This window comes from Prosthecobacter sp. (genome assembly GCF_044373815.1).
Taxonomy (GTDB): Bacteria; Verrucomicrobiota; Verrucomicrobiia; order Verrucomicrobiales; family Verrucomicrobiaceae; genus Prosthecobacter.
The window spans coordinates 1-12,665 of the sequence record NZ_JBIPNG010000165.1 but is presented as its reverse complement, the minus strand read 5'-3'; the positions used below and the strand labels follow the sequence as shown (position 1 = coordinate 12,665).

At 61.5% G+C, this 12,665-nt stretch carries 6 protein-coding genes; 1 reads left to right on the top strand and 5 read right to left on the bottom strand.

What is annotated here, in order from left to right; genetic code table 11:
* The 5 genes from ACIREA_RS14720 to ACIREA_RS14700 all read right to left on the bottom strand — a co-directional run.
* Positions 1 to 906 (bottom strand): hypothetical protein (locus ACIREA_RS14720; protein ID WP_397383040.1); only part of this gene is annotated, 906 nt, incomplete at its 3' end.
* Positions 903 to 1,829, bottom strand: a complete 927-nt coding sequence (locus tag ACIREA_RS14715; protein WP_397383039.1) for a type II secretion system protein GspK — start codon at positions 1,827 to 1,829, stop codon at positions 903 to 905. The genes ACIREA_RS14720 and ACIREA_RS14715, both read right to left, overlap by 4 nt.
* Before the next feature lie 121 nt (positions 1,830 to 1,950).
* Positions 1,951 to 4,317 carry an ABC transporter permease gene (locus ACIREA_RS14710; protein WP_397383038.1) on the bottom strand — a complete coding sequence of 789 codons (2,367 nt, stop codon included), beginning with the start codon at positions 4,315 to 4,317 and terminating at the stop codon, positions 1,951 to 1,953.
* Positions 4,318 to 4,620: 303 nt separating this feature from the next.
* Positions 4,621 to 5,757, bottom strand: a complete 1,137-nt coding sequence (locus tag ACIREA_RS14705) for a transposase (RefSeq protein WP_397383037.1) — start codon at positions 5,755 to 5,757, stop codon at positions 4,621 to 4,623.
* Positions 5,758 to 6,021: 264 nt separating this feature from the next.
* Positions 6,022 to 8,388 carry an ABC transporter permease gene (locus ACIREA_RS14700; protein WP_397383036.1) on the bottom strand — a complete coding sequence of 789 codons (2,367 nt, stop codon included), beginning with the start codon at positions 8,386 to 8,388 and terminating at the stop codon, positions 6,022 to 6,024.
* A 147-nt stretch (positions 8,389 to 8,535) separates the two neighbouring features.
* Between ACIREA_RS14700 and ACIREA_RS14695 the strand changes: the two genes are divergently transcribed.
* Positions 8,536 to 12,665: type I polyketide synthase (locus ACIREA_RS14695; protein WP_397383035.1), on the top strand; the 4,130-nt coding region annotated here is incomplete at its 3' end.

Sequence of the window (12,665 nt, the reverse complement as noted above, 5' to 3'; positions counted from 1 at the left end):
ATGTGCCTGCGCCTGAGTCACGCGGTCGATTTCAGGCTGCCGTAGGGCGAGCTGAGTCTCTGCCTTGTGCAAGCTGCCCTCCCGCCACTGCAAACGCAACCACCAGGCCCCGAAGAAACACAGATACATCATGGCCGCCGCCGCCAGCAGCAGCATTCTGCCCTGCCGGGTTTGCTGTTCCTTGCGTAAGGTTGCCACGAGTTGCGGCAACAGTCCTCCAGCTTCCATCGGCGGACATGGATCAGGGCGTGGCTCCTTTCGAACCTCGGCCTCCACAAACAAGCAAGCCAGTTGCGGCACGAAGTCGGTTTCACAGGCCGTCCAGATATGGATGGCTGACGGCTCTTCCATGAAATCATGCGCCTGGAGTGCAGCGCAAAGATCACGCAGTTCAAACGCTGCATCCACATCCAGCACACGGGAGCCCAGCACCGCCGCATGCAGCAACTTCCCTTCACGGGTGAATGCCACGACATGGCGGCCCAGTTCCTTCCATAGGGCGATGCCATTCTCTGGTAGCGGCAGAAGGCGGACACTGGGCTCAAACTGTTCGGGATGGTTGCTCCATCCGTCAGAGCAGAGGGATTCCTCGGTCAGCGCCAGAGTGCCTACCAAAGCTCGCTGGTTTTTGCGCAAAATTGTCCATTGCAGGCACAAAGATGCATTTGCATTCAACACGCCCAACGCCTCCCAGCGCAGCGCCACGGCTTCAGCTGGAGCATCCCCCTGGCTCAGGTGCCAGAAGGGGGCGCTGTCAAAGGCTAGGGTTTCGACCCCCATGAGTCCTCCGGTGACGGGCTGTGCCTGCTGCCAGACGCCGTTGTCACAGATCCATGTTTCACGGGCCTCTTCACCCGGAAAACAGAGGGACTGCGTGGAAGCTTTGCGAAAGGTTCTGCGCTTCATGGCAGTCCGGTTCCTTTCACGGAAAATTCGCGCCACTCGATCATGCGGGGTGTGCCACCTTTGAGGTCCAGAACCAAGGCGATGCCACATTGTGCATCTCCGGCCCTGCCGATGCTTTCGACGTGCCTTGTCGGTCCGGACAATGTCAGCAAACTTGTGTCGGATCCGGCAATGCCGAGGATCGAAACGGCTTCTTCCAGACTTTTCAACGGAGCACCGTTCGGCCCGTTGCGGGTGGTCACCAGTTTCTCGGCGCTTTCCATTGAGGCACCGGTGACCGCGGCCAGGATTTCGGCGGAAGCGGTGTTCACATCCAACTGGCCGTTGCCGCGGAGGGTGAACCAGGTGCGCCAGTCGGGCCTGGCGGCATCCAATTCTTCCACGCGGGCCACTTGATTCACTTCATCTAGACTGGCGAAGGGGCGGTTCAGTGGGAGCCCCTCATGCTCATAGTCGAGTTTTTCGGCACTGCCGGGACGGCGTTTCAAGTCATCGGCGTCTGTCCAGTCCATGAAGGTGGCGGCGATGTCCTGGGCATCGACAAGTGACAGGCCCCATGACATGAAGACGCGTTCCAGCAGCGGCAGCCGTTCTGCGGTGAGAAGCGCGTTGAGGTTCAGCAGGCGCTCTTCGGTGGTGACTTTGGCTTCATAGCTTTCGATCACGGATCCATTGTTCTGCAGCAGCGGATCTCCGGCTTTGATCAGCGGGTGAGCCCCCACTGCGATACCAGATTCGGCCAGCTGGCGTGCGCGCATCATGCTGGTGCGGGCCTGCTGCATTTCGCCATGCTCTCTGGACATCGCTGCTGTGGTGATGATTAGAAACGACAGCACAGCGAGCAGACACAGCACGGCCAGCAGCACCGATGCCGGAGCATGCTTGCGAGATTGGCTGACACATTTCACTCGCTGAATGGGCATGCATCGGGCACGATGCTCAAGTCACGGAATCTTCACATTCAAACGATGGCCGTGGTGTCCGGCAACCTGCCTGCGATCTATGTCCGCCCGAGGATCGGCATCGGTTTTGTCACATTCACGCTCAATCCCGCGCCTTTAGGACGCCGACCATGTCCAGCTTGCGCAGCATGCGGCTGACGACGATGAAGGAAGCGCTGGAGGCTGCGGCGACCACGAGGATGGCCATGGTGTAGGTGTTCAGGCTGATGACCAGGGGCATGCGGATGGTTTCAGTGCTCACCTTCGCAATGATGAAGGTGGCCAGGCCTTTGCCAAATAGCAGGCCCACGGGGATGGCGGTGGAGATGAGCAGCAACAGTTCGCCCAGCAGCACACCGGCGACTTCGCGCTGAGTGAAGCCGATGACGCGCAAGGTGGCCAGATCACGGCTGCGTTCGGAAAGCGCGATGCGGGCGCTGTTGTAAACCACGCCAAAGGCCACCACGATAGCGAGCACGAGGTAGAGCTTGCGCAGGATGCCGATGCTCTGCCCCGTGGTGCTGCGAAAGGAATCCAACTGATCCTGTTTCACCAGAGTGATGGCGATACGTGGAGTGTCTTTCACTGCGCGCATGAAGTCACTCCAGCGGGCCTGGTCCACGGTCATGTAGGCTCCGCTTACGGTGTCCCCTTCACGCATGAGGCGGTGCAGCGCCCGGATGTCCATGAAGGCGGAGATGCCGGCGAAGTCCTGCATGAAACCACGGATGGGGACGCCCACCGTTTCGCGCCGGCCTTCGAGCGCCTCCACCTGAACGACATCACCAATGCGTGCGCCCAGGATTTTGCCCAGCTGCGCTGACATCACGATGCCCTCCTCAGGCAGCACGATGAGCCGCCGTTCTGCATCCAGCAGGCGGTTCAGGTCGGCATCACGTGGGAGTCCTGTCACAGCGATTTTGCGTGAATGGTGGCCGTAGTGGATGCGCGCCTGCACGGCACGCACAGGCTCGGCGCGCTGCACGCCGGGCAGCTGCTCCAGATTGTGCAGCGAATCGGCCGATCCGGGCTCGGCGAAAAAGGCGACCACATCCTGCCGCTGCACGTCGTTCCATTGATAGGTGAGCATGTAGTCAATGCTGTCCGCCATGGAGCCGGGCAGCACCATCAGCCCCGTGGCGAGGGCGAGACCGAAAACCGTGAACAGCGCCTGCACCGGCCGACGCTCGATGTTTCGCAAAGCCATGCGCAGCGCCGGACTGCTGCCACGGGTGAGGCCCAATCGCTCAAGCGCCGAAGGCTTGAAGTCAGCGGGTGGCTCAGGCCGCATGGCCTCGGCAGGCGGGAGCTTGACCGCCATCCAGACGACACTGATGACGCCAAGAAAGGAGGCCGCTGTACTGACGACCAAGGCAATGACCAAGGCACTGTAATCCATGCGGAATTTCAGTGCAGGGAAACGGAAGAAGAGATCGTAAATGCTGATCAGTGCGCCGCCCATCCAGCGTCCCACCGCGCCGCCGATCAGGGTGCCCAGCACGACAATGACCAGGGCATAATTCAGGTAGTGCCGGCCCACCTGCCAGGAGGAATAGCCCAGCGCCTTGAGCTGCGCGATCTGCTCCCGCTGCAGGCGCACCAGTCGTGCGAGGACCGCATTCACCATGAACGCCGCCACGCTGAGAAAGACCAGTGGATAGGCCACGGAGAGAGCACGCACCACGCGCAGTTCATCATCCAAGCGTTGCGCGCTATTGTGCTCACGCCGCGTGTAGGCTCCTTGCGCGCCGTAGCCCAGCAGAAGGCGATCGATCTCCGCCATCACAGGCCCTGACTGCGCCCCCGGCGAGAGATCCACGCAGAGATCATTGAACGCGCCATCGAGATCGTAGGGAACGGCGACGGCCTTGTAGTTCATCCAGAAGACACCGTAGCGTTTATTGTCAGGCAGTGTCTGCCCAGGCCGCGCCTCAAAGACAAACTCAGGCGAAAGCCCGATGCCGCAGATGATGATGCTGTCGCGGTGGCCGTTGATGATGGCCACGAGGCTGTCACCAATCTGGAGCTTGTTCGCAAGTGCGAAAGATTCACTCACCACCGCCTGCCGTCGTTCATCGGGCTGAGGCAGCCGACCTTGCCGAATGAAGGTCTTGTTGAGAGTCTGCGGCCGTCCTTCTGGAAGTGACACTAGGTGCGCGGAGGCAGGCTCGGTCATGCCCACGAGATCGAGCGTGGCATCGACCACGACACGTGCCTCCACCGCCGCCACGCCGGGGATCTCCGCCACGCGCTCCGCCAAGGAAAGCGGTGCCCGTTTCAGGGAGGCAAAGACATCCGCCAGACGATAGCGCTGGTAGTAGGCATCCCGCGTGCCTTCCAAGGTAAGCACGATGCTGCGAGTCATGATCATCATCGCCAGCCCGCAGGCCATCACGAGGCTTACCGCCACGATCTGCCCCTTCATGCGACCGAGATCGCGGAAGAGTTTTAAATCGAGTGGCGTGAGCATGCGGTAGTATGGATACCTTCATGCGCGTGCTTTGCAAAAATAGATGCTATTATGCAGCTCACGAGCGGGACCAAGCATGATTCACCTCGGTCCACCCCAAGGGAGTGCTTGCTAAAGCTTCCTCCTTCGCTCTGCCCATTCTTCGCGAAAGCTACGAAGGGCAAGCTGAGCTTCGTTGTGTAAGACAAGCGGCATCCATTGGGCTCTACTGCGTAAGGCCGCGACCTTTATACCGAGTGCCATTTGCACCCGTCATGCTGGCCTGTTTTCTCTCGACACCTGCTTTTTTAACTCAGGACCACCTCATCCCAGGGGCTTGAGGCGCAGCTGCCGCAGGGAATAAAATGGCGCATCCGATTCCGCCATGCGGCGGGCACCGTTTTTCCTCTTCGGCCCAAAAAGTTCCCGCTGCGCCTCAAAGACGCCTTCCACAAACTCCTTGCTGCCCAGCACCACACCATCGGTGAAGTAGCGCACGCGCAGCCTCACCAGCTCAGCCGGACTCAGCTTCCCTTTCTGCGCCAGCACCGCTCGTGCCGACTCCACCGTCACGCCGCGTGTCACCACCTTCTCATTCTGCGCGTCCTTCACCTCCCGCCCCTCTGCATGCAGCAGGCAGCGGTAGGCGGCTGCAGCGCCGGCGCTTTTCCATGCATCCACCGGTTTGCCCTGAGCCTTGCACAATCCACGCTGCGCTCTCCGGCTGCCGCCGAGGGCTTCTGCGTAGCCGCACCAGCGGTAGTCCTTCGGATCTTTGACGAGTCCGGCGCGCACGGGATTGAGATCAATGTAGGCGGCCATCGTGCGCAGGGGCTCGCCCTGGCCCTCCACCAGCACGCTTTTGAAGCGGTCCATCCAGAGCGTGCCGCGGCGTCCGCGGCGTTTGTTGAACCAGCGGCTGAAGCGTTCTTTGACCTCTTTGACGAAGAGGGAGAGATCGCAGAAGCGCTTTTTCAGCGCGTCGATCCGCTGCTCAGCGAGGACGGCCATGCCGCGCGCGCGGAAGTCGGCGAGTTCATCGCGCAGCAGGCCCAAGTAGGCGCGGCTGTAGAGAGTGCGCAGGTGATCGAAGAGCTTTGCTTCGCCTTGGGGGCCGTCGAAGCGCTGCAACCAGGTGTCGCGATGGGGAACCTCGGCCAGCAGATGGAAATGATTGCTCATGAGGCAGTAGGTCAGCACCTTGATCCCCGAAAACTCCGCCATGCGCCAGATCACCCTCCGCAGCGCCTCTTTCTCAATGTCATCAAAGAACACCTCACCACCGCAGGTGCGCGACATGACGTGGTAGCAGTAGGATTCGAGAGGACCCTTGCCGAGGATGCGGAACCGGCCGCCGGACCAGGAACGCGCGCCGGGATAGAGCCCTGTTTTCGCATTCACACCGACGAGTTGCTCTTCGAGCGGGAGCGTCTGGGGATCAGGGGTTTGAGTGGGCTTCATGGCGTGGAATGTGGTGAAAAAATCTCGTGGTTGCAACTATTAAATGCCTGGCATTTTTTTGGATGGACTGCGGTCTAAGGCTGGGGAACGTTTTTCACCTCGCGAAAGCGGTGGCTACTATACAGGCTTGCGCCGTGCATCTTCGCGACCGCAGTCCAAAAGCTGTCGCGTGGCCTCATACACCCAATCTCGAAAACCCACGATGCGTGCGCTGAACTGAGTGCCGTTATATCCATTGCGCATGACTCGATTGTCTCCATACGTTCAGTCGCGTGCTTTGAGGACGCTTACGAGATCGAGCTTGTTGAGCATGAATCCGACCATGGCAAAGGATGCGCCTGAGGCCGCGAGCACGACCAGCACGGATTTGGCATAGGTGATGGTGCTGATGTACTGCGGCAGACGCACGGTTTCATTGCTCACCGCACTGATCACGTAAGAGGCAAGGACGCTGCCAAAGACGAGGCCCAGCGGAAGAGCCACCAGCACGAGCAAGGTCAGCTCCCCGAGCAGCACGCCGGCGACTTCGCGCTTCGTCAGCCCGACCACCCGCAGGGTGGCGAGGTCACGCCCACGCTCGGAGAGAGCGATGCGGGCGCTGTTGTACACCACGCCGAAGGCCACGATGACCGCCATCCACAGAAACAACTGGCGCAGCGTGCCTATGCTCTGACCTGTGGAGGCACGAAACGCGGCCAGCTCATTTTTCTTCACACTGGCGAATTCGATCTTCGGCTGTTTTTTGACCTCGCGCATGAAGTCGTCCCAGCGATTTGTGTCCACGGTGAGGAAGGCTCCTGTCATCGTGTCGCTCTCCCGCAGCAGATGGCGCACCGCATCGATGTCCATGTACGCGGCCATGCCATAGAAGTCCGCCATGAAGCCGCGCACGGTGACCTCCCGGTGTTCGCAGCGTCCTTCCAGCACCTGGACATGCAGACGGTCCCCGATCTTCACGCCTAGGACCTCCGCCAGTTTCTGCGAAATGACCAGCCCTTCTCCCGGCAGCACGAGGGGGCGGCCCTGCGCGTCCCGTGGATTGATGAGCTTGTGGCCCTTTGCGAAGCCGAGGATGAACAAGCGGCGCTCATGGTGCGCATTGCTCACTTTGGCGATGAAGCCGCGCATTGGCTCCACCCGAATTGCTCCGGGCAGATGCTCCAGATCATGCATTGTATTGCGGGAGACAGGATCCCGCATGTGGACCACCACGTTCTGCCGGAACTGGTCATTCCACTGGTAGGTGAGCAGCTGGTCCACACTGTCCGCGAGGGCCCCCGGCAGCACCAGCAGGCCGGTGGCCAACGCCAGCCCCGCCATGGTGAACCCGGCCTGTACCGGACGACGTTCGATGTTTCTCAAAGCCATGCGAAACACGAGCCCCGCGCCGCGTGTGAAGCCGAGTCGCTCCAGCAGCGATGGCTTGAAATCCGCCGGGGGTTCCGGACGCATGGCCTCCGCCGGGGACAGCTTGACCGCCAGCCACACGGCCCCCGCCACCCCCAGGACGGCTGCCGCGATGCTGATGACCAGGGCCATGACCATGGCGCTTTGATCCATCTGGAAGTGCAGCTCAGGAAAATGAAACAGCAGCGTGTACACCGCCAGCATGGTATGCCCCAGACGCCAGCTGGCAAAAATCCCCACCGCCGTGCCTGCGGCCACGATCACCAAGGCATAGTTCAGGTAGTGCCTGCCCACCTGCCAGGAGGTGTAGCCGAGCGCCTTGAGCTGGGCGATCTGCTCCCGCTGCAAGCGCACCAGCCGCGAGGTGACCGAGTTTACCATGAAGGCCGCCACGCACAGAAACACCAAGGGATACGCGAGGGAGAGAGCACGAACGATCCGCAACTCGTCACCCAACCGCTTTGAGCTGGAATGATCGCTCAACGCGTACGCGCCAGGGGCACCGTAGGTGACCAGCATCTGGTCCACTTCCTCGATCACCTCCTTGGGCGGCGTTCCGGGAGACAGATCCATGCAGAAGTCATTGAACGCGCCCTCCAGATCGAAGGCGGAGGCCAGGGACTGATAGCGCAGCCAGAAGACGCCGTAGTGCTTGTTGTCCGGCAGGGTCTGGCCCGGCGGCGCTTCAAACACAAACTCTGGCGACAGCCCGATGCCGCAGATGTCCAGGTGGTCGCGGTGCCCGTTCAGGATGGCAGTGATGCGATCTCCTATCTGAAGCCCATTTGCCTGTGCGAAGGCCTCGCTCACCACCGCCTCCCGCTGAGCCCCAACTCCAGGCAGCCTGCCCCGCCGCAGAAAGATCTGATTGAGGTTGAGCTTACCGTCATCGGGCAATGAAACGAGCCGCGCTCTGACCGGCTCCTGCACGCCCTCCATGTCCAGCAACGCGCCTTCCACCACGCGCAGCTCCACCGCAGCCACACCGGGGATGTGGCTCAGCCGGTCCCGCAGGGACAGCGGCGCGCTCCTCACCAAACCGAACACATCCGGCATGTGGTAACGCTGGTAGTAGCTGTCCCGTGTTCTTTCCAGGCTCAGAATCACGCTTTGAGACACGATCATCATCGCCACGCCACAGGCCATGACGAGGCTCACCACCAGTACCTGCCCTTTCATGCCGCCTAGGTCGCGGAGCAATTTACGGTCAAGAGTGGTGATCATTCAGAATGAATTTGCAACGGCAGCCATGAAAAAAGGTCACACCCTGTTCAAGCCCTTGCTCGATGAGTTTGCAACGCCAGAGAGCATGCTATTTCCAAGCCGGTTTCTTGACAAGCCGCACCGTGAGCAAGTAAGCAAGTAAAACCCATGCCAGAACCAACCTCTGCCGACCCCATCGCCATCATTGGAATCGGATGCCGCCTGCCCGGAGGAGCCACCAACGCCCAAACTTTCTGGCAGATGCTCATGGGCGGAGTGGATGCCATCCGCGAGATGCCGCAGGACCGCTGGGACCACCGCTTTTACTACGACCCCGAACCCGGCAAGCCAGGCAAAACCTATTCCAAGTGGGCGGGGCTGATCGATGAGATCGACATGTTTGACCCGGGCTTCTTTGGCATCACGCAGCGTGAGGCTCCCTTCATTGACCCCCAGCAGCGCCTGCTGCTTGAGGCCACCTGGGAGGCTCTTATGGATGCGGGCCAGCAGGTGGACATCGTCAAAGGTGAGGACACTGGCGTCTTTGTGGGCGTCTCCACGCATGATTACGGAGACATCCAGCAGAATTCCGCAGGTCGTGGCGTGGCCTATCCGCATTCCGCCACGGGAGTCGCGGCCAGCATCGCGGCCAATCGCATCTCCTACGCGCTGAATTTCCAGGGCCCAAGCGTTGCGGTGGACACCGCCTGCTCCTCCTCCATGGTGGCCGTGCACATGGCCTGCCAGGCGCTGTGGAACAAGGAATGCACACGCGCCATCGCCGCCGGGGTGAACTGCATCATCACACCCTTCCCCTTTGTTGCCTTCTCCAGCATGGGCATGCTGTCCGCAGACGGGCGCTGCAAAGCCTTTGATGCCAGCGCCAACGGCTTCGTCCGGGGTGAAGGTGTCGGTGCGGTGTGCCTGAAGCCACTCTCCGCCGCGCTGGCGGATGGAGATCCCATCTACGCCGTCATTCGCAGCACCGCGGTCAATCAAGACGGGCGCACGTCCGGGATGACGGTGCCAAGCCGTGGCTCCCAGCAGGAGCTTATCGCCACCGCCTGTCGTCTTGCAGGCGTGTCTCCGAATGAAATCCAATATGCCGAAGCCCATGGCACCGGCACCACCATCGGCGATCTCATCGAAGGCAGTGCGCTGGGCACGATCCTCGGTGTCGGGCGTCAGCCCGGAGATGACTGCCTGCTTGGATCGGTGAAGACGAACATCGGCCATCTGGAGGCGGGCTCAGGCATCGCGGGGCTGATCAAAGTGGCCCTCTGCCTGAAGCACGGCATGGTGCCGCCGAATCTGCATTTCAACACGCCGAATCCTTCGCTCAACTTCGAGCGCCTGCGTCTGAAAGTGCCTGTGACCGCCACGCCGCTGAAGCAGGACGCGCAGCACCGCCTGCTGGCCTGCATCAATTCCTTTGGCTTTGGCGGGACCAATGCCCACGCCGTGCTGGAGGCCGCTCCGGCACATGCCGCGCCTGCGCCCGCCCCTGCCCCCACTGGCGATGAGCCGGAACTTATCCTGCCACTCTCCGCACGCGGCACGGATGCCGCCCTGGTGGCCGTCGCCAAGTCTTTCCACGATTTCCTGGAGTCGACGGATGAATCCCTCTCTCTGAGCGACATCTGCGCCGCGGCGAGCCGCAGGCGCACGCACCATGAATTACGTCTCGCCGCCGTGGCAAGCACGCGTGCAGGGATGAGCGCCGCGCTCTCTGCCTTTTTGAATGGAGAGCAGGCCCCCGGACTCAACGTGGGCCAGCCGGTCAAAAACGCCCGCCTCGTCTTTGTCTTCAGCGGTCAGGGGCCGCAGTGGTGGGCGATGGGGCGTGAACTTCTGGAGCAGGAGCCGGTGTTTCGCGAGATCATCCAGACCTGCCATGATGAACTGCTCAAGCTCGGCGGCTGCTCGCTGCTGGATGAACTGCGTCGTGATGAAAAGACCACACGGCTGAACGAAACGCAGATCGCGCAGACGGCGCTCTTTGCCCTGCAGGTGGGGCTGGCGGCGCTGTGGCAGTCCTGGGGTGTGCGCCCGTATGCTGTGGTAGGACATAGCATGGGAGAGGTCGCTGCGGCGCATGTGTGCGGCGCGCTGTCTCTGCCAGAGGCGGTGCGTGTCATCCACCATCGCGGACGCTGCATGGAGAAGACACCGCTGCGCGGCAAGATGATCGCCGCCGCGCTGACGCGAGCAGAGGCCGAAGCCCTCATCGCCCCGTATGGTGAGAGAGCGTCGCTCGCGGCTGTGAACGGCCCCAAGATGGTGTCCATCTCGGGTGACAGCGATGCGGTGGATGAGATTTTCCAGGTGGTGGAGCAGCGCGCACTTTTTGTGCGCTACGTGCCGGTGAACTACGCGTTTCACAGCGCCCATATGAACCCGGTGAGGGAGGAACTGGCCGAGTCGCTGGCAGGTCTGCAACCTCAGACGGGCAGCGTCAAAATCTTCTCCACCGTCACCGGAAAGCTGGCGGAAGGTACCGACTACGATGCGGAGTACTGGTGGCACAATGTGCGGCAGAGCGTGCTCTTTGCACCGGCCATTGATGCGGTGATCGCCGCAGGACAGACGCATTTTCTTGAGATCAGCCCGCACCCTGTGCTGTCCAATTCGATGTCCGAATGCCTCACCACGGCGGAAGCCATCGGGCTGGTGCTGCCATCGCTGCGGCGCCAGAAGCCGGAGCGCGCGACGCTGCTGGGCACGCTGGGCGCTCTGCATGTGAATGGTCATGAGGTGGACTGGCAGGGACTCTACCCGCAGGCGAGCTCCGCGATTCGCCTGCCGGAGTATCCCTGGCAGAAGGAGCACTTCTGGCATGAGCCCGCGTATTCGACGCAGTTGCGCACGCGTCCGCAGCTCAATCCGCTGCTCAAGCTGACACTGCAAAACATCCAGCCCACCTGGGAAACTGCGCTGAACAAAAACGTGCTGACCTGGCTGAAGGATCACCGCGTAGGCCAGCACCTCATCTTCCCCGGCGCAGGCTATGTGGAGATGGCGCTAGCCGCCGGCCGTGAACTGCATCTGGACAAACCGGTACTCATTGAAGAACTCGAAATCCATCGCGGCTGCATCCTGCCTGCAGGAGATGACGTGCCGCTGGCGCAGATCTCCTGCCAGCCGGACGAAAACACCTTCGTCATCAAGAGCACCCTCACCGAGGACCCACCGAACTGGACGCAGCACGTCACTGGACGCATGCGCGCCGAGCCCGAGCGCCGACAGCCTGCGCCGTTTGATCTTGCCGCGATCCAAAAGCGCTGTGTGTCGGAACTCGATGGCAAAACTTTTTATCAATCTGCCGCCACTGCGGAGCTGCACTACGGCCCGCAGTTTCAGGCGCTGACGCATGTCTGGGCGGGTGAGGATGAAGCCCTGGGCCGCATAGAACTGCCTGCCGCTGTGGTGGCGGAGATGGACCGCTACATTGTTCATCCCGCGCTGCTGGACGCGTGCATCCATCCCACGATCGCCATTCCGGCGGATGGTCTTTACCTCCCGGCGCGCATGGAGCGCATCCGCTGCTTCTCCAGGCCCGGTGCCAAGGTGTGGGCCTATGTGCGCAGGACGCAGGCGATTGCGAAAAAGATCATCGTCATCGATCTCTTCATTCTCGATGACGACGGCAACGTGCTGCTGGAGATCACGGACTTCCTCTGCAAGCACACCGCCATGAGCAGCGCACCGGGCTCTGGTGCGCAGGCCGACTGGCTCTATCAGTCAGAGTGGCAGCTGAAGCCTCTCTCCGCAGTGCCGAGCGCACGTACGCCTGCAGACTACCTGCCAGACAATGGCAAGCTGGCTGCACAGCTGCGAGAGAGCGCCGCTGATTTCAGCATGGCGCTCGGCATGAACGCGCGCTATCAGGAGTGGGAGCCGCGGTTTCTGCAGCTGTGCCGCAGTTCGATTCTCGTGGTGTTCAAGAATCTCGGCTGGCGCCCGAAACCGAGCGAGACCTTCACTCTGCCCGCCATGCTGAAACGCACCAAGGTGCAGCCCACACACGAGCGCTTTGTGCACCGCCTGCTCACCTTGCTGGAGCCGGACGGCTGGTTGCAAGCTCAGCCATCTGCTGAGGCACCTGCATGGACGGTCACGGCCAAACCGGCCGCACTGAATCGCGACAAGCTCTGGCAGGACCTCGTGTTTCACTTCCCGGCTTTTCATCCCGAACTCATGCTGCTGGACCGCAGCACCGACGGACTGGCCGATGTACTGCGCGGCAAGAGTGACGGATCAACCGTACTCTCCGCGAACATGCTGGAGCACTTTGAAGC